The 18,872-nt window shown below is 36.2% G+C and carries 15 protein-coding genes; 11 read left to right on the top strand and 4 right to left on the bottom strand.

Annotation, left to right across the window (positions count from 1 at the left end; all coding sequences use genetic code 11):
• Positions 1-222: 222 nt before the first annotated feature.
• The 4 genes from nuoE to I2490_RS16160 all read left to right on the top strand — a co-directional run bounded on the left by nuoE (position 223) and on the right by I2490_RS16160 (position 6,899).
• Positions 223-744: an NADH-quinone oxidoreductase subunit NuoE gene (nuoE, locus tag I2490_RS16175; protein ID WP_206460783.1), complete on the top strand. Its 522-nt coding sequence runs from the start codon at positions 223-225 to the stop codon at positions 742-744.
• Positions 745-755: 11 nt separating this feature from the next.
• Entirely contained in the window at positions 756-2,510 is a 1,755-nt protein-coding gene (locus I2490_RS16170) for an NADH-quinone oxidoreductase subunit NuoF (protein WP_206460782.1), read from the top strand.
• A 17-nt stretch (positions 2,511-2,527) separates the two neighbouring features.
• Positions 2,528-6,031 carry an FAD-dependent oxidoreductase gene (locus tag I2490_RS16165; RefSeq protein ID WP_206460781.1) on the top strand — a complete coding sequence of 1,168 codons (3,504 nt, stop codon included), beginning with the start codon at positions 2,528-2,530 and terminating at the stop codon, positions 6,029-6,031.
• 127 nt (positions 6,032-6,158) lie between these two features.
• Complete coding sequence (locus tag I2490_RS16160) at positions 6,159-6,899, top strand: hypothetical protein (RefSeq protein WP_206460780.1); 741 nt, start codon at positions 6,159-6,161, stop codon at positions 6,897-6,899.
• On the opposite strand, the gene I2490_RS16155 is transcribed toward I2490_RS16160, so the two are convergent.
• From I2490_RS16155 to I2490_RS16145, 3 genes are all read right to left on the bottom strand, one after another.
• Positions 6,896-7,309, bottom strand: a complete 414-nt coding sequence (locus I2490_RS16155; RefSeq protein WP_206460779.1) for a flavodoxin domain-containing protein — start codon at positions 7,307-7,309, stop codon at positions 6,896-6,898. The two genes, I2490_RS16160 and I2490_RS16155, sit on opposite strands and share 4 nt — an antisense overlap.
• Before the next feature lie 112 nt (positions 7,310-7,421).
• Entirely contained in the window at positions 7,422-8,945 is a 1,524-nt protein-coding gene (locus I2490_RS16150) for a M56 family metallopeptidase (protein WP_206460778.1), read from the bottom strand.
• A gap of 14 nt (positions 8,946-8,959) precedes the next feature.
• On the bottom strand, positions 8,960-9,322 hold the full coding sequence (locus tag I2490_RS16145; protein ID WP_206460777.1) for a BlaI/MecI/CopY family transcriptional regulator: 363 nt from the start codon (positions 9,320-9,322) through the stop codon (positions 8,960-8,962).
• Between the two features lie 348 nt (positions 9,323-9,670).
• Here I2490_RS16145 and I2490_RS16140 point away from each other — a divergent pair, with 348 nt between their 5' ends.
• The 7 genes from I2490_RS16140 (at position 9,671) to I2490_RS16110 (ending at position 16,772) form a co-directional block, all read left to right on the top strand.
• Positions 9,671-10,990 carry an acetyl-CoA hydrolase/transferase family protein gene (locus tag I2490_RS16140; protein ID WP_330634709.1) on the top strand — a complete coding sequence of 440 codons (1,320 nt, stop codon included), beginning with the start codon at positions 9,671-9,673 and terminating at the stop codon, positions 10,988-10,990.
• A 369-nt stretch (positions 10,991-11,359) separates the two neighbouring features.
• Positions 11,360-12,385: a 23S rRNA (adenine(2503)-C(2))-methyltransferase RlmN gene (gene rlmN / locus I2490_RS16135; protein WP_206460776.1), complete on the top strand. Its 1,026-nt coding sequence runs from the start codon at positions 11,360-11,362 to the stop codon at positions 12,383-12,385.
• Between the two features lie 87 nt (positions 12,386-12,472).
• Positions 12,473-12,892, top strand: coding sequence for a hypothetical protein (locus I2490_RS16130; protein WP_206460775.1), 420 nt, complete (start codon positions 12,473-12,475; stop codon positions 12,890-12,892).
• Between the two features lie 79 nt (positions 12,893-12,971).
• The gene (locus I2490_RS16125; RefSeq protein WP_206460774.1) at positions 12,972-13,619 is read left to right on the top strand and encodes an NUDIX hydrolase; all 648 of its coding nucleotides are present in this window, start codon (positions 12,972-12,974) and stop codon (positions 13,617-13,619) included.
• A gap of 97 nt (positions 13,620-13,716) precedes the next feature.
• The gene (locus tag I2490_RS16120; protein WP_245157235.1) at positions 13,717-14,586 is read left to right on the top strand and encodes a CAP domain-containing protein; all 870 of its coding nucleotides are present in this window, start codon (positions 13,717-13,719) and stop codon (positions 14,584-14,586) included.
• A gap of 210 nt (positions 14,587-14,796) precedes the next feature.
• A complete protein-coding gene (locus I2490_RS16115) occupies positions 14,797-15,609 on the top strand; it encodes a carbon-nitrogen hydrolase family protein (protein ID WP_245157234.1) in 813 nt (270 codons plus the stop codon).
• A gap of 80 nt (positions 15,610-15,689) precedes the next feature.
• Entirely contained in the window at positions 15,690-16,772 is a 1,083-nt protein-coding gene (locus I2490_RS16110) for a BMP family lipoprotein (RefSeq protein WP_206460772.1), read from the top strand.
• Positions 16,773-16,842: 70 nt separating this feature from the next.
• On the opposite strand, the gene I2490_RS16105 is transcribed toward I2490_RS16110, so the two are convergent.
• Positions 16,843-18,810: a sigma 54-interacting transcriptional regulator gene (locus tag I2490_RS16105; protein ID WP_206460771.1), complete on the bottom strand. Its 1,968-nt coding sequence runs from the start codon at positions 18,808-18,810 to the stop codon at positions 16,843-16,845.
• Positions 18,811-18,872: the final 62 nt, after the last annotated feature.

The following is an 18,872-nucleotide window of genomic DNA, read 5'->3' as shown; positions in this document are numbered from 1 at the left end:
AATATTTGCTCTTTATTAGCAAAATATCGAAAAAAAGGAAGGCAAAAACGATTTGCCTTCCTTGTATTCCAATATTCTTTTTGGTATACTAGCATCGTATGCCTTATAAAAAAGTGAAACTACCTGACCACAGGTTAAGTTAAACAATTCTCTATATTGTGAGTAACGGACAGTAATTAGAGAAAAATGAAAGCGATTTTTTAGAATTTAGGAGGAGAGACTATGACTTGTAAAAAAAATGGATGTCAATGCGGCGGTAATGTAGCTGCGGACTTCTCTGAATTAGCTCCTGTACTAGAAAAGTATGCGAAGGTACCGGGGAGCTTGATTACCATTTTACAAAAAGCACAGGACATTTATGGATATCTTTCCATGGATGCTATTAATTACATTTCCGAATGCACAGGAATCAAGCCTGCAAAGATTTACGGCGTTGCCACTTTCTATGCACAATTTCGTTTGAAACCAATCGGAAAGTATTTAATCATGTTGTGCAAAGGAACAGCTTGCCACGTAAATGGTGCTGATTTGATCGAAGAAGCGATTAATGAGCACTTAAACATCAACGACGGCGAAACAACAGAAGATGGGCTATTTACATTAAATAATGTAGCTTGCTTAGGATGCTGCAGTTTGGCACCGGTAATGATGATTAAGACAGTGGACGGCGAAGAGACTTTTGGCGAACTAACCAAGGATAAGGTTAAGGCAATCTTAGACGATTACAAAAGCAAGGAAGCGTAGGAGGTAACAAAATGAAAGTGATAATCGGACAGGGCAGCTGCGGTATCGCAACTGGCGCAAAAAAGACCTCTAACGAGTTCGAAAAGCTTGTTGCTGAAAAGGGGCTTACAAATGTGACCATTGATAAGACCGGATGCATCGGAACTTGTTATTTGGAACCAATTGTTGATATTTATGATGATAATGGAAATTTACAGACTCGATATGTAAAGGTGCAGCCGGATAAGGTTGCAGAGATTGTAGAAAAACACTTAATCGGAGGAGAGCCGGTAAAAGAATTTGCTATTGTTGATATGGATGAGACTTTCCTTTCTCAACAAAAAAGAGTTGTATTAAGAAATGCAGGTGTTATCAATCCGGAGCATATTGAAGAATACATCGCAGTAGGCGGTTATGAAGCGGTTAAAAAAGTAGTAACTTCAATGACTCAGGATGAAGTTATTGAGGAAATTAAGGTTTCCGGACTGCGAGGCCGTGGTGGTGCAGGATTCCCGACTTGGTTTAAGTGGAATGCTGCAAAGCAAAACATGGCAAGCGATAAATACATGGTATGTAACGCTGACGAAGGAGATCCTGGTGCATTTATGGATCGAAGCGTTTTAGAGGGTGACCCTCATTCTTTGATTGAAGGTATGACCATTGGCGGTTTTGCTATGGGTGCAACGGAAGGTATCATCTACGTTCGTGCAGAATATCCTTTGGCAATTGCGAGACTTGAACTTGCAATGAAGCAGGCCAGAGAAAAAGGATTCTTAGGAAAGAATTTATTTGGCACAAACTATAATTTTGACCTTCGTATTAAAGCCGGTGCTGGAGCATTCGTATGCGGTGAAGAAACTGCATTGATTGCATCCTTAGAAGGCGAAAGAGGCATGCCTCGTCTTAAGCCACCGTTCCCGGCAGTAAAGGGATATTGGCAGAAACCAACAAACATTAACAACGTAGAAACCTTTGCGAATGTGCCTTGGATTTTAGCAAATGGCGGAGAAGCTTTTGCTGCAATGGGTACACAGCAAAGTAAAGGTACAAAAGTATTTGCTTTAGCAGGAAAGATTAAAAAGGGCGGATTGGTTGAAGTTCCAATGGGCCTTCCTCTAAAGGATGTAATATACGGCATTGGTGGCGGTATCAAGCAGGATAAAGCATTTAAAGCAGTTCAGATGGGTGGACCTTCCGGTGGATGTATTCCTGCGGAATTGATTGACACTCCGGTAACCTATGAAGACATCAATAAGACCGGTGCGATTGTTGGTTCCGGTGGTATGATTGTAATGGACGAGAACACTTGTATGGTAGACATGGCAAGATATTTCTTAGACTTTACAAGAAAAGAATCTTGTGGTAAGTGTAATTATTGTCGTGTTGGTACAAAGAGAATGTTGGAAATCCTTGAAAGAATCACTCAGGGTAAAGGCAAAGATGGTGACATTGAGCTTTTACAAGAACTTGCAGCAAAAATTAAGGATGGTTCTATGTGTGGCTTGGGTCAGACGGCTCCAAATCCGGTATTAACAACGATTAAATATTTTAGAAATGAATATGAAGATCATATTTATAACCATAAATGTACTGCAAAATCCTGTAAGCCATTACTTCATTTTGAAATTACAGATGCATGTAAGGGCTGTACGCTTTGTGCCAAGAAATGTCCAGTTGGTGCAATTACAGGAACCGTTAAAAATAAGCACGTAATTGATCAGGAAAAATGTATCAAGTGCGGTAAGTGTGAAGAAAGCTGTAACTTCGGTGCAGTCGTTAAAGAATAAAAAGAGAGGTGAGACTTTTGAATAAATTTAGATTAAACATCGATGGAAAAGAGGTTTTGGGCGTTACAGGTCAAACCATCTTGGATGTCGCTAAAGAAAACGATATCTTCATTCCTACTCTTTGCTTTGACGAAAGAACTGAAATATACGGATCTTGCGGTCTTTGCATGGTAGAAGTGGAAGGAAACCCTAAATTATGTAAGGCTTGTGCTACAACCATTGCACCAAACATGGTAGTAAAAACAGGTACAGATAGAGTCATTGAATCCAGAAAAACAAACTTAGAATTGTTATTATCCAATCATATTGGTGATTGCAGACCACCTTGTGTATTGGCTTGTCCGGCTCAGACAGATTGTCAGGGATATGTAGGATTAATTGCAAACGGACAGTTTGAAGAAGCAATTGAATTAATTAAAGATAAAATTCCTCTACCTGGCGCAATTGGCAGAGTATGTCCTCATCCTTGTGAGGATCATTGCCGTAGAAAACTAATCGATGAACCGATTTCCATTGCATGGTTAAAGCGTTTTGCAGCAGATACGGATATGTTTGGTGAAGATCCATTCTTACCGGAAATTCCTGCTCCGACAGGAAAGAGTGTTGCCGTTATCGGTGGTGGACCTTATGGACTTTCCATTGCTTATTTCTTAAGAAGAATGGGACATGAGGTTACTATTTTCGAAGCAATGCCTAAGCTTGGCGGTATGTTGCGTTATGGTATTCCAGAATATCGTCTTCCAAAGGAAATTTTAGATGAAGAAATTTACCTAATTGAAAGAATGGGTGTTGAATTAAGACCAAATACAAAGATTGGTGTAGATATTCCATTTGAAACCATTCGTCAGGATTTTGATGCAGTATGTATTGGTATCGGTGCTTGGATATCCACTGGTGTTGGATGCAAGGGCGAAGATGCAGAAGGCGTCATCGGAGGTATTGATTTCTTAAGAAAAGTTGTTCGTAATGAAGAAATTAAGCTTGGTGAAAATGTAGCCATTGTCGGCGGTGGAAATACTGCTATGGACGCTTGCAGAACAGCTGTAAGATTGGGAGCAAAGAAGGTTTATAATATTTATAGAAGAACAAAGGATGAAATGCCTGCTGACCAAATTGAAATTGAAGAGGGTGAAGAAGAAGGCGTTATCTTTAAAAATCTTACTAACCCAATTGAAGTAATCAAAGATGAAAATGGTCATGCAAAACAGATTGTTCTTCAAGTTATGGAACTTGGTGAACCGGATGCCAGCGGCAGAAGAGCACCAAAGCCGGTTGAAGGAAAGACAGAGACATTGGATATTGATACTGTAATTCTTGCAATTGGTCAAGCTGTAAATCCTGAAGGATTTGATGGTATTGATTTAACTAGAAAGAAAGGTATTGTATACGATAAAGATACCTTTATGACTAGTATTCCAGGTGTATTTGCAGGTGGAGACTGTGGTAATGACAAAATTTCCATTGCGATTGAGTCCATTGCAGATGCAAAAAAATCCAGTTATGTGATTGATGCTTATTTAGCTGGCGAAGATGTAAAATACGAAAAGCTATATACTGTAGAAAGAGATGACATTACAGAAAAGACATTTGAAGACAGAGAAAGACAGTGTCGTCCAAAGATGGAACAGCTTGAGCCGGAAGAAAGAAAGGATAACTTTACTGAGGTTGTCTTTGGCTATGATATGGAGCAGGCTATTGAAGATGCTTCTCGTTGCTTGGAATGTGGATGTCATGACTATTTCGAATGTAAGCTGATTGATTTTGCAAACCAATATGATGTAAAACCGGATCGTTTTGCAGGAGACGTGAATCGTGTAGAATATGAAGATGATCATCCGTTCATTTTAAGAGATCCAAATAAATGTATTCTTTGTGGACTTTGTGTACGTGTTTGTGACCAGGTGATGGGTATCGGTGCGTTAGGTCTGGTTCACAGAGGATTTGATACGGTTGTAAAACCTTCCTTAGAATTGCCGCTTACCGAATCCGGATGTATTTCCTGCGGACAATGTGTCAGCGTATGTCCGACTGGTGCATTGCAAGAAAGGCTTTCCATTGCAAAATCCGTACCTCTTGCAACGGAAGAAACAGAAACGACCTGCTCCTTCTGTTCGGTTGGATGCAGCATGAAACTCGAAACTTATGGAGATATGTTGATCAAGGCTGTACCGGATAAAGAAGGCGCTGTAAATAAAGGACTTCTTTGCGGTAAGGGTAAATTCGGTTTCGATTGTGTAGAGCTTGAAGGTAAGCTTCTTGATCCTATGATTAAGAAAAACGGTACTTTTGAAGAAGCGGATTACCATGAAGCATTGGTGTTGACTGCAAAGAAAGCACAATCTATAGGTGCAAAGTATGGCAAGCAGGCTGTAGCTGTATCCATTTCCGATCGTTATACAAACGAAGAAGCATATGTTATTAAGAAATTTGCACAGGCAATCGGTGCAAAAACTTTATGCTTTAACCATAGAGAAAGTGGTATTGCTAAGGTTCTTGGCTATGATGCTTCTCCTAATACGATTGATGAATTGTTGTCAACAGACGTTATTTTAGTTACCGGTTTCGACACGATGAAAAACCCGGTTATTGAGTTGAAGATTAAGCAAGCTGCAGAAAATGGAGCAAAAGTTATTCTTGTAAACCCAGCTGACTACAATCAAGATAAGTTCTTTAACTATGCAACAAAAGTTGTATATACCGACAATGATTTAGCATTCCTGAAAGGCGTTACAAATGCTTTGATTGGAATGGGTAAAGGTAACGGAATTGATGGCTTCGAAGCATTAAAAGCTTCCGTAGAAAAAGCAGAGATTACTGAAGACGTGAAAGCTGTAGCGGATTTATATGCGAATGCAAAGAAAGCAATGATTGTATTCCAGCAGAATCTTGTAACAGTAGAAGCTGCTACATTGCTTGCTGATATTGCAGTTGTTTCCGGGCACATTGGATCGCCGAGAGATGGTATCTTACAGGTGAAATCTAAGAATAACAGCCAAGGACTCATTGATTTGGGTGTTCGTGCTGGAAAAGAAGCTATGGATGGAGTAAAAGCACTTCTTGTATTTGGTGAAGATCCGGATGCAGATTTGTCTGGATTGGAATTCTTAATGGTTTCTGATACACATATGACAGAAACTGGTAAGAAGGCAGATGTAATTCTTCCTGGAACCGGATTTGCATCTGCAGATGGTACTTTTACAAATACAGAGAGAAGACTTCAGGCAGTAAATCAAACTGTAAATGAAGATATTTCATTTAACAATTGGGAACTAGCTGCAGAGCTTGCACATGTATTTGAAGTAGAAATGCCATTTGATGATGAAGTGGATATTTCCAGAGAAATGGATGATGTACTTCTAAGCTATCGCTATGCGGAAATCGGTGAGATTTTGGGCGGAGTACTTTCTTGTGAAGAGCCGACCTTAGTAGCTGTAGAAAAAGCAGCATTTGTAGAAGAAATGAAGAATAGTGACAATCTAATGAATATGATGGATGAAAGATTACCAAAACCAGTAAAATAAGGTTGTCGATATAAAAATCCATTAGGGCTGCCTTAATTTTTTTAAGGCAGCCCATTTTTTATCTATAAAGTATACCGTTAGATTTTCTTACTAGATAAAAATAGATTTTAATTTATAGGAGGAATTCATGTCGTTAATCGTTACCGTTCATGTAAATGAGGGCATTGTTATGGCCAGTGACAGTCGTACAACTCATAATCGCATTGAAAAGATTCCATCGGAACAAGAGGGATTTGTGGAGACCACTGTAGAGCAATATGGTGTTTATTTTACGGACACAGCATACAAGACATTTTTATTTGATAATGGGATTGGTTTGTCAACTTGCGGCAATGCCATAATAAAAAATGCACCGATTACCGGTTATATAGAAGATTTTATACGAAAGAATCCATATATGGATATTGATGAGCTGCCACAAAAGCTGCAACAGCATTTTCAAGACCTTGAGCCAGCCAAGGATACAACATTTTTTGTTGCAGGATATAAAAAAGATGCAAACAGTTGTATTGCAAAAATTTATCGTATTAATACGTTACAAAAAAAAATAGAACCCATTGATACTTCGGCACAAGGTGCTTTATGGGATGGAGAAAGAGATATTTTAAGCCGTATGACTACAGAGCTTTATATGCGTGAAGAAGATGTGAGGGGGCAGTATGTATATAAAAAGCATACAGAACACCCCATACCATGGCAGTATTTTACGTTACAGGATGCCATTGATTTTGCTCAATATGCAATAAAATCTACCATGGATGCTATGCGTTTTCAACGTCGGTTAAAAACCGTTGGAGGGGATGTAGATATCTTAGTTATAAAACCGGATGGTGCAACTTGGATTGCAAGAAAGGGACTACATGTTTAATCAACTATGTATTTTTTAGCAAATTCAACCGCACCAGCAATTTCATCCTTATTTGGATGGGATAATCCCATAAATAAAAAACCACCTTGACAAAGATATTCTTCTTCTTTGACTTCGATACCATTAGAAGTAAGTACTTCACGTATCGCTTTTTGTGTTACTTTTTTCATGGATGATGTTATAAGTGCAGCGGATTTCACTTGAGTACCATTTAAGTGTTTTACAAATTCCAATAGTTCTTGTTTACATTGTCCACCGTAAATACCACTAACAATTAAAAGTAAATCGCAAGAATCTATCTGAGGATTCTCTTTAATGTTGTAAGCAGAAATGTTTAACTCTCTTGCAATTTCGAGGGCGATTTTTTTACTATGACCGGTCATAGTTGCATATAGAATGCTTGTTTTCATTTTAAAGTTACCTCCATTTTTTCAAAATCATACATTAAAATCACCTAAACTAAAAATAGGTAACACATTACATTTGCGTGTAATATACTACCTATTTATGATTCTGTCAAGGTTATTTCAAAAAGAATACCTTATCGTTTTTAATGTCCTCTTCAATATCATTGCATAGAATAATGGTTCCATTTATGTCATCAATTTTTTCTATTTTTTCAGCATAGGAAACGCCGGTATATGCGCCGTCTTTATAGGTTAAAGAAACGTAGGAAGGTTCCACGCCGCCGCCACTGTATTCTACAAGCAAGTCATGATATCCGTTTGTAGTATTTTCACTGACGATAATTGGTGTACGGATCAAAGAGAGTATTTGCTGAACGGTTAGATTTCCGTTATTTTGAGAAATAATCATTCCTGTACTGCCTCCCGTTCCACTGGTATAAGGACCCATAACAACTGCAAATATTTCATCGTTACCATCATCGTTTAAATCTACGTAATTATAATAATAAAAGGTTTTTTCTAGATATTCTTCCGGAATTTTATTGGCTTCAATGATTAATTTTTCTAATGCTTCATTTCTTTGATTTTCTGCAAAAATTCCGGTCATACCATTTGGTAGTCCTGTTATTGTTCCGTTTTCTGCATCAACTCGGCAGCCAGCTAAAATACTCATACTTATACATAGGATTACTGCCAATAGAAATGCAGGAAGTCCTTTCTTTTTTTTATGTGTTGTTGTAATAATGGTAAATCTTTTTTTCATCATTTTAATTCCTCCGCTATAATTGGTTGTAAATTGTGGAACGTTACATTTCGAACTAGTCGTTATGGACTTTAACAGCGTTTCTAAATATCTCTTTTTTTCGTTGTCATTCAACATATGTATCACATCTTCATCACAGCAAAGCTCAATGGTTTCGTTCATCATATGAGAAAACATATGGGCGAATGGATTGAACCAGTGAAAAGCAACAGAGATGAACATTAAGCTTTTTATAAAGAGATGGTGTTTTTCATAATGTGTAAGTTCATGCTTAAAAATAAGAAGTAATTCTTTTTCACTATAATCTATGCAAGGAATTATTATCCTAGGCTTAATAATGCCATACATTAATGGACTTTTAATTTTTGCACATCTCATTACGGAAATGTACTTATGAATGTTTCTTTCAATTTGAAGCTTATAAAGTATTTGATTTTGCTGGGAAGTAGCTTCTTGAAACCAAGGCTTTATTTTCCACAAGGTATATTGATATCGTAAAATGTGGAATACAGCAAAAACAATTACCGAAAGTATCCATAGTATCGGAATGTTATGGATAAATGATACGGTTGGATCAACGGATGCTACAGTACTTTTACTTAGAATTTCATTGGCGCTTTCTATCTTGTGCAAAACGGCACTTTGAAAAGGATTCGTCCCTGCTGCCATTTGTATCGAATGAATAGGGAACGAAGAGTTTGAAATAAAAAAAGTAAAAGGAACCAAGAGCTGTATAATAATCAATACCCCAAGATAATACTTCCATTTCGCATAATATCTTTTGTCCAGCAATGGTGAAAGCAAGTAAATCATAATTATGATTGGAGACATAAATAGTGAAATGCTCATAAAATTAGAAAATACAGTATGCAGCATAAAATATCTCCCTTCTAGAATCGGTCCAGGAATTTTTTTAATTCCTGTAGCTCTGATTCTTCTACCATATCAGAATCACTTAGCTGAACTACAAAATTTTTAATTGAATTTCCAAAAAATCGTTCCAGCATGGTTTTACTTTCATTTTTCACATAATCCTCTTGGCGAATTAAAGGGAAATAGTAGTTACTTTTTCCTCTCTTCTCAACCTTTAAAAACCCTTTCGCTTCCAAACGTGATAGAAAGGAAAGTATTGTAGTGGGTGCAATCTCACGGGAGCGCTGCAGACGCTCTTGAATATAGGTCCGTGATACTGGATTAGCAGCATCCCATATAATTAACATAATTTCCAGTTCTGAATCCGGTAACCGTTTCATTTTGTATCCTCCTTCGGCAAATGTAGAATATATTCTATTAATGTTCTGCACTTGTAGAAGATAAAAGTCAAGTTATTTTTTTTGAGCGCATAATTGGAATAATTACGGTTAAAATTGTAAATATGGAAAATTAATATGAAATAAAATAGTTATTTTATGAATAAATAATACAATTTGCGACAAAAGAAAAATATTTGAAGTTATTGTTAAAAAAAGACAAAAATGGGTTGAATTTATGAACCTATAAAGCTATACTATTGTACATACAAGTGAATTCGGAAAGAGGATATCTAATTTTTTTATTAAAAAAATAATATCTGATTGTTGCTATGTTAATAGGAGGATTTCATGTTGAACTGGAGAGAAGATTACAAAAAGAAGCTGACAACAGCAGAAAAAGCTGTTAAATTGATAAAATCAGGGGATAAAGTAGTATTGTCTCATGCAGTATCCGAACCCCTTGCATTGATCGATGCAATGGTTGCAAATGCAGATGCTTACCGCGATGTAGAGGTAAGCACCATGGTTACTCTTGGTAAAGGTGAATATACCAAACCCGAATACAAAGATTGTTTTAAATTTAACGGTTGGTTCCTTAGTGCATGCACAAGAGGCTGTGTAGCAGAAAAAAGAGGTGACTTTACACCCGTTTTTTTCCATGAAGTACCACATTATATCCGTAAAGATATTTTTCATGTGGATGTTTGTTTAGCTATGGTGTCTCCTCCGGATGAACATGGTTATTGCAATTTAGGTGTATCGGCAGACTATTCGGTACAAGCCATTCGTTCTGCAAAAACGGCAATTGCTCAAATTAATGATCAAGTGCCGGTAACTTATGGAGATACATTTGTACACATTAGCGAATTTGATGCTTTTGTAGAACATTCACAACCGCTTCCAGACTTAAAGCTTCCACATATTGGAGATGTTGAACTAACAATTGGTAAATATTGTGCTTCATTGGTTCCTGATGGAGCAACCCTACAGTTAGGTATTGGTGCAATTCCAGATGCTGTATTACAATCTTTAAAAGATAAGAAAAATCTTGGGATTCACTCTGAAATGATTTCGGATGGTGTGGTTGACTTGTATGAAGCTGGGGTCATTGATAATTCTCAAAAATCAATAAATAAAGGAAAAATGATAGTAACATTCTTAATGGGAACAAAACGCCTTTATGATTTTGCACATAAGAATCCGGTTTTGGAAATGCATACGGTAGACTATGTTAATAGCCCGATTGTCATTGCACAAAACTCAAACATGGTTTGTATTAATTCTGCATTATCAGTAGATTTTATGGGTCAGATAGTTTCTGATACAATTGGTGATATGCAGTTTAGCGGTGTTGGTGGTCAGGTTGATTTTATGCGTGGTGCAGCAATGTCACTCGATCAGAAAGGGAAAGGAATTATTGCAATGCCATCTGTTACAGTAAAGAAAGATGGTACTATGATTTCTAAAATTACAGGATGCATCCAGCAGGGTGCTGCTGTAACGACATCCCGACAGGATGCAGATTATGTTGTTACAGAATATGGTATTGCAGAATTGAAAGGAAAAACCCTTAGACAGAGAGCAAAAAATTTAATTGCAATTGCTCATCCACAATTCCGTGATGAATTGAAAGCATTATATACGAAAAAATTCGGTGATACAATCTAAAGAAGACTTACATTTAAGCTTTTGGAAAGAAACGTAGTAACCGATTTTAAATGACGCTCCTCTTTGTTGAAAAGGCACTGGCAGTCGAATTCGAAAAGGAAAGTATCCATCTTTAATGAAATGGCAAGCCTGGTACTGATTTAACAATAAAAAGCATTGGAAAGGGGAGTTGCTAGATACCCATATCTAGTCTATAAAAAGCATTCTATTTCTTTTTAGAATGCTTTTTTATTTTTTAAAAAAAATATAGCAGGTTTTCAGATTAAATGAACGGGGCTAATCTTCTTTTTTTGTGGTATAATAACATTCATACCATTTATTTTAAGAAGGGATAAAAATGTCATACATTTATATGATATAAGGAATAAAATGAAATCAAACATTAAAGAAATGAATATAAAAGAGCTGAAAGTATTTTTTCAAAATATGGGTGAACCGAGTTTTCGTGCAAAACAGGTGTTTTCATGGATGCATCGAGGAATTTTTTCTTTTGAAGAAATGACGAATCTTCCTAAAAATTTAAGAGAAAAGCTTGATGAAGTTGCAGAAATCAGTCATCTTGAAATATTAAAAAGACAAATTTCCAAAAAAGATGGCACGCGTAAATATTTATTTGGATTACACGATGGAAATGCCATTGAATCCGTTTATATGCAGTATAAACATGGAAATTCCATTTGTATTTCATCTCAGGCAGGATGTCGTATGGGATGCCGCTTTTGTGCATCAACTATAAATGGATTACAGCGTAACTTGACTGCCAGTGAAATGGTGGATCAAATTTTAATGGTTGAAAAGGATACGGCTTCAAGAATTAGTAATGTAGTAGTAATGGGCACAGGAGAACCGTTTGATAATTATGAGAATCTATGTCGCTTTTTAGAATTGATTCATGACAAAGATGGTTTAAATATGGGACTTCGCAATATTACAGTATCTACTTGTGGTATTATTCCCAAAATTAAAGAATTTGCTAAGGACTATCCGCAGGTTAACCTTGCCATTTCCTTGCATGCAGTAGAGGATAATGCACGTAGTAAGCTTATGCCAATTAATCAACGATATCCGATGGATGATTTACTTCAAGTTTGCAGAGAATATATACAACAAACAGGTAGACGTATTACATTTGAATATACTTTGGTGGCAGGAGTGAACGACACTCCAAAACATGCACAGCAGTTAATGAGCAAACTAGCAGGAATTTTATGTCATATTAATTTAATTCCTTTGAATGCGGTAAAGGAAAATCAGTGGACAGGAACAAGAAGAGAAGCCGCCGAACAATTTGCGGAGATATTAGATAAAAAAGGCTTTCCTGTCACGATTCGAAGGGAATTGGGTAGTGATATTTCGGCTGCATGCGGTCAATTACGATTAAATCAAAAATACTAACCATTTCACTTTTCTTTCTTGCCCCATTTGAATGCTTAGTGTATAATTAAATTATCTCAAAATTATGAAAAAGAGGAGGCGGTTCAAATGGTTAAATTATTAGTTGGACACAAGGGTAGTGGAAAAACCAAACAGATGATATCTCTTGCTAACCAAAGTGTAGACGCCAAGGATGGCAGCATCGTATTCATTAACAAGAATCACAGACTTATGTTGGATTTAAACCATAGGATACGGGTGGTATGCATGGAAGATTATGAGCATATTACAAATACAGATGAGTATATCGGCTTTGTATATGGCGTAATTAGTTCGGATCATGATATTGAGGAAGTTTACATCGAGAGCATATTGAAATATGCGGATGTTCAACTAAAAGATTTAGAAGAATTTTTAACACGTTTGGATCGAATCTCACAGAAATATGGCCCCGATTTTATTGTAAGCATTAGTGCAGAGATGCAAGAACTCGGTGATTATATAAATAGATATGAAATCATAAATTGAGAAATTTGGGTATATTATTAGGCGGTAAACGGTTTACCGCCTTTTTATTGAAAAAAATTAGGAGAAGAATCAATATTTTATGGATATTAATCATATTAAACATACCTTAGAAAATAGAAATCCAAATCTTATGGAGATAAAAAAAGAAAATGCAGTTTTTCTTCCTCTTGTAAATTGGGAAGGGGAATTATCTTTGCTGTTTGAAGTTCGTTCAGATAATTTAAAACATCAGCCGGGAGAAGTTTGTTTTCCCGGTGGAAGACGAGAATTAGATGAAACATTGAAGGAATGTGTGTGCCGAGAAACCGCAGAGGAACTTGGTATTGAAGAAGCAGAGATTGAAATTTATGGACAATTTGATACGCTTCATAACTACACTAATGTAACAATACACACATTTATTGGTACAATATCCAAAAAAGCTATGAATCTTCTACAATTTAAAAATAATGGAAAAGCGGAATATATTGCTAATTCTAATGAAGTAAAAGAGCTGTTCCTTGTACCTGTTTCATTCTTTTTAAACATGAAACCTTATATATATTCATTCTCCGTAAAGCCTCAAATTGGAGACGATTTCCCTTATCATATGATTGATTCGGTTGAAAAGTATCAATGGCTTGAGGGGCAATATACGGTACCTATTTTTCATTATAAAGATAACGCTATTTGGGGGATTACAGCGAGAATTTTATGCCGTTTTTTGGAAGAATTTAAAACTGGATAATTTTGAGGGTTGGAATGAGGCTTTTTGTTACATTATAATTACAATTGAGCGGAAAATAGACACAAAACACTCAGAAAATTAAAGGAGGACAAATTCTATGAATCGTTTTGTTAAAAAGCTGTTACCTCTATGCATGTTAATGGTCATGGCGGTACCGGTACAAGCCTCAGCAGCAGAAAAAAATCAAATTAATTTAGATGCACTACAAATTAACAACAATTGCTCCAGCAATATCTATAAGTTAGAATCGTTTGATTTTAATTGTGATCAAAATCAAACATTAGACACTCTAGAAAAGTTTTTAGAAAAATTCCCATGTGAGATTGAAAAATTACCACAAGATTTGATTAAAACAATTAAACCAGTGAAGGTACCGGCAAACCAGGCAAAGGCAACTGCACCAGCTGCACAACCAAAGGTAACTGCACCGGCAGAACAACCAAAGGCAACTGCACCAACAGAGCAGCCAAAGGCAACCAAGCCAGTGGAACAGCCAAAAACAACTGCACCGGCAGAACAACCAAAGGCCACTACATCAACAGAACAGCCAAAGGTAACTGCACCAACAGAGAACGCATCCGTCGGTACATATGAACAGCAGGTAGTAACTCTTGTTAATCAAGAAAGAGCAAAACAGGGACTTTCACCGCTTACCCTAAATACAAAACTATCTTCTGTTGCAGAAACAAAAGCTGCCGACATGCGAGATAAGAATTATTTCTCTCATACGTCACCAACTTATGGTTCACCATTTGATATGATGAAGCAGTTTGGAATCAGTTATAAATCAGCAGGTGAAAACATTGCAATGGGCCAGAAAACTCCAGAATCCGTTATGAATGGATGGATGAATTCCGAAGGCCATAGAGCAAATATTTTAAATGCAAACTACACAGAAATCGGTGTTGGATATGTAACGGATAGTAACGGTAAGACATACTGGGTACAGATGTTTATTCGTCCGTAATTTAACTTAAGAAAAAGGCAATCTCTTTCATTAAATGATGAAAAGAGGTTGCTCTTTTTTATTTTGTAGAAAATATTGTTATAAGATGTATAGAGTGTTTTTCAAAAAACTCTTTGATAAATAAGAGAATAGTGCAATAATAAAAGAAAGTCTTGTTATTTAGTCTTTTGTATTATAAATGAAAAATCAGCAATGAAAGGATGTGATTTTTTGAATTTTAAATTAGCTCTTTGTCAAATGCTTGTGACTGACAGTCCGGAAGAAAATCGTGAACGTGCTTCAAAAATGGTACGGGAAGCTGCTCAAAATGGAGCCGCAATGGTTGCATTGCCTGAGATGTTTCATACTCCTTATTCTCATAAAAATATTGTTGCAAATCGAGAAAAAGCAGATGGGAAGACAGTTTCGATGTTATCATCACTTGCAAAGGAATGTAATATTTACTTGATAGGTGGATCCATAGCAGAAGAGGAGGAGGATAAAATTTATAATACATGCTTTGCATTTAATCCGGATGGGGTTTTAATTGGGAAACATCGAAAAGCGCATTTGTTTGATGTTAATGTAAAGGGTGGAATTCGTTTTATAGAGTCAGATACTTTTACACCAGGCAATCAAGTTACAGTCATCGAGACTGAATTTTGCAAAGTGGGCATCGGTATTTGTTATGACGTTCGTTTTCCTGAATTATTCCGTAGTATGGCATTGAAAGGTGCACAGCTGATGGTATTGCCTGCATCTTTTAATATGACGACAGGGCCTGCACATTGGGATATTACTATGAGAGCCAGAGCATTGGATAATCAAGTATATTTTGCAGGAGTTTCACCGGCACGTAATTTAGATAGTTCCTATCATTCTTATGGGAGCTCTTGCATTGCAACACCTTGGGGAGAGTTTTGCGCAAAGCTTGATTCCAATCCTTCCATCGCTTATGGAAACATAGATTTAGACTATTTAGAGCGCATTCGTAATGAACTTCCTTTATTAAAACAAAGGAAATCGGAATTATACCATCAATGAAAAACATCTTTGCATGATGGAAAAAATGAGATATAATGGTAACGGTGATTAACACACAAATTTTTAGGAGGAAGAATGAAATGAAAAAAGTATTGGCATTATTGTTAGTAATGGTAATGGCTTTCGGAATGGTTGCTTGCGGCGGAAATACAGAGCCTGCTGAAACCTTCGAAATTGCTATGATTACTGACATCGGATCGATCGATGACAAATCATTTAACCAAGGAACTTGGGAGGGCATTGATGCTTATGCGACGGAAAACAACATTTCTCATAAGTACTATAAGCCAACCGAGCAAAGTAATGATGCTTACCTTGCTGCAATTGAGTTAGCAGTACAGGGTGGCGCAAAAATTGTGGTTACTCCTGGATTCTTATTTGAAGAGCCAATTTATGTGGCACAAGATCAGTATCCAGAGGTTACATTTATTTTAATCGATGGAAATCCACATGATGCAGACTATAATTACAGAACAAATGACAATGCCGTTGGTATCGTTTATGCCGAAGAGCAGTCTGGTTATTTAGCTGGATATGCTGCGGTAAAAGATGGCTATACTAAGCTTGGATTTATGGGCGGTATGGCAGTTCCTGCAGTTATCCGTTACGGATACGGTTTTGCACAGGGTGCAGAAGCTGCTGCTAAGGAGATGGGTATTGACTCGATTGATTTAAAATATCACTATACCGGTGGTTTTGATGCAACTCCTGAAGTACAAACTAAGGCTGCGTCCTGGTATTCTGAAGGAACCGAATGTATCTTCGCTTGCGGCGGTGGTGTTGGTAATTCCGTTATGTCTGCAGCAGAAGCGGCAGATAAGGTAGTTATCGGTGTTGACGTAGACCAAAGCAGTGAATCTGATACGGTTATTACTTCTGCTATGAAGGGATTAGCTGCTTCCGTAGAATCTGCTTTAAATGCTTACTACGCAGAAGAATTTCCTGGTGGCCAAAGTTTAGTAGAAGGTGCGGATAAAGATGGCGTTATGCTTCCTATGGAAACATCTAAGTTTAAGACATTTACACAGGAAGATTACGATGCTGTATTTGCAAAACTTGTTGCAAATGAAATTACTTTACAAAAAGATACCAAGGCAGATGGTTCTGAATTGAAGCCTTCTGATTTGGCTTTAAACATTGTAAAACTTACGGTGGTAGAATAATATATGAAAGAAAAAGTCCCGTTCATCGAACGGGACTTTTTCTTTTTTTTATTCGACAAAGGTATATTGACTAATTGGGTATTGATAGCAAAGATTTCCCTTTCTCGGTGATACGGTTACCGCATCTTCCGTTGGAGATCTCAATTAATCCTTTTTTCGCTAAATCACTTAATATTTTTCTTCCTTTATTATCGCTTATCTTTATACCATGATTTTTCAGTTCAAAAATGATAGATGATCTTCCGATACCATGAGTGGTATTTGTATTTTTGTCGATAATGTTTAATATATAATACACTGGATCATCGGAATGGGAGATAGTAGGTTTAGTGCATTGTTTCGAATAGAAGTGTTCCGGTAATTCCTCCATGATTTTAAAATAATTTGCTGTATTTTCGAGTTCTCGTACATTTCCAGGCCATGAATACTTTTGTATTAAAGAAGTCTGTTCATCATTCAGTGAGAGAGCACTGTTTGATAAAAAATGATTAAAAATAAGTAGAATATCACTTTCCCTCTGCTGTAAAGGGGGAACCGAAATTGGCAATATATTTAATCGGTAATATAAATCCTTGCGAAAGGTACCCTGTACAATTGCTTCGTGTAAATTTTTATTAGTGGCAGCGATTACTCGTACATCAATATCAATGACACGATCACTTCCAATACGCATAATTTGTCTTTCTTGTAGAACTCTTAAAAGACGTGTTTGCAGAGTAATCGGCATATCACCGATTTCATCTAGGAAAACGGTGCCGGTATTTGCTTGTTCAAACAATCCTAACTTTCCAGTAGTTCGAGCTCCTGTAAAGGCGCCTTTTTCATAACCGAATAATTCACTTTCTAATAATGTTTCCGGTAATGCGGCACAATTGATGGCGACAAAAGGTCCTGCATGCCTGTCGGAAAAGTTATGGATGGATTGTGCAATCAGTTCTTTACCCGTTCCGCTTTCTCCATGAATTAAAACGGTAAAATCGGCAGTAGCTGCTTTTTTTGCTAGGGAAATGCATTTGTTCATTGCTTTTGATTGATGTATAATATCATTAAACTTGTATTTCGCAGTCAATCCGTTTTTAATGTATTGCGCTTTTAAATTCAACTCCATATTTTTAATTTCTTGTTCGGTCTTAAAGATGAAGGAATAACCGGCTACTTGATCAAGTATACGAATTTTTGATTTCTCCATAAGATAGTTTGTACCACAATGATTAAAAAAACTATCTCCGCAAGATTGTTTCTCTAACGATTCTTTTAAAAGATTTTCATCCATATCGCTTAAGATTGTTGAGGCTCGCTTATTTGTGTATACGATATAGTAATTAAAGTCCGTTATCATTACTGCTTCATTGGAATTATGAATACTTCTGTTTAACATCTCTTCTTTTAAATGATTCGTCAAATACGCTTTTGATTCACCTAACTCAGTTGTAACAATTGTATCCATATATTTGATTAAATTTCTTGTAATATGTTCATTGTTTATCTTTAATTTATTTATGATATTAATAAAAGTAGAAGCATCGATAAAACGGTCTTGAATATTTATTATTTTTTTTATATGTTTTGGTACATAACATTCTTCGTCTGGTGTAATGGCTATTTTTATTTCATTATAAAAGCCTTTTTCTGCTTCAGATTGTTCGTATGGAATCAGATTAATATGATTTATACCAAGCTGGAATAGAGTATTCGCTGTTTGTAATGTACTTTTTTCTTCATCATTTACAATCAGTACATTATTCCCTTCAGGTATTTCTAGAATGGAATTTAGATATTTCTTTTGTATAGTTCGGTTCATAACGATGACTTTATCTAAAGATGTTACGTAATTCCTAAGTGAGTAAATTCTGTTTTGATATAATACAAGATAGATATCTCCATCCATTATGGATAAAGATGGATTTGTAATTAAATGTTCCATAAAACATATTTCAATACTCACATAGTCACTGAAAACAGAAATCAAATTATTATATAATTTTCTACATACAGAGGCTTGTTTTGTATCGTTAAACATTAAATATATTTTTTTCATTAAGTCCCTTTCTACTAAAATAACCTATTAATAACCTATTAATATTATGTTTTATCCTATTA

The sequence above is a fragment of the Anaerovorax sp. IOR16 genome (assembly GCF_017168145.1).
Lineage (GTDB): Bacteria > Bacillota > Clostridia > Peptostreptococcales > Anaerovoracaceae > IOR16.
This window is presented reverse-complemented; position numbering and strand designations above follow the sequence as displayed.

Coding starts and splice junctions, on each gene's coding strand:
- I2490_RS16150 (WP_206460778.1), bottom strand. CDS start 8,945: ATGCTGCATACTGTATTTTCTAATTTTATGAGCATTTCACTATTTATG.
- I2490_RS16125 (WP_206460774.1), top strand. CDS start 12,972: ATGGATATTAATCATATTAAACATACCTTAGAAAATAGAAATCCAAAT.
- I2490_RS16160 (WP_206460780.1), top strand. CDS start 6,159: ATGTCGTTAATCGTTACCGTTCATGTAAATGAGGGCATTGTTATGGCC.
- I2490_RS16145 (WP_206460777.1), bottom strand. CDS start 9,322: ATGAAACGGTTACCGGATTCAGAACTGGAAATTATGTTAATTATATGG.
- nuoE (WP_206460783.1), top strand. CDS start 223: ATGACTTGTAAAAAAAATGGATGTCAATGCGGCGGTAATGTAGCTGCG.
- I2490_RS16105 (WP_206460771.1), bottom strand. CDS start 18,810: ATGAAAAAAATATATTTAATGTTTAACGATACAAAACAAGCCTCTGTA.
- I2490_RS16120 (WP_245157235.1), top strand. CDS start 13,717: ATGAATCGTTTTGTTAAAAAGCTGTTACCTCTATGCATGTTAATGGTC.
- I2490_RS16130 (WP_206460775.1), top strand. CDS start 12,473: ATGGTTAAATTATTAGTTGGACACAAGGGTAGTGGAAAAACCAAACAG.
- rlmN (WP_206460776.1), top strand. CDS start 11,360: ATGAAATCAAACATTAAAGAAATGAATATAAAAGAGCTGAAAGTATTT.
- I2490_RS16155 (WP_206460779.1), bottom strand. CDS start 7,309: ATGAAAACAAGCATTCTATATGCAACTATGACCGGTCATAGTAAAAAA.
- I2490_RS16110 (WP_206460772.1), top strand. CDS start 15,690: ATGAAAAAAGTATTGGCATTATTGTTAGTAATGGTAATGGCTTTCGGA.
- I2490_RS16170 (WP_206460782.1), top strand. CDS start 756: ATGAAAGTGATAATCGGACAGGGCAGCTGCGGTATCGCAACTGGCGCA.
- I2490_RS16140 (WP_330634709.1), top strand. CDS start 9,671: ATGTTGAACTGGAGAGAAGATTACAAAAAGAAGCTGACAACAGCAGAA.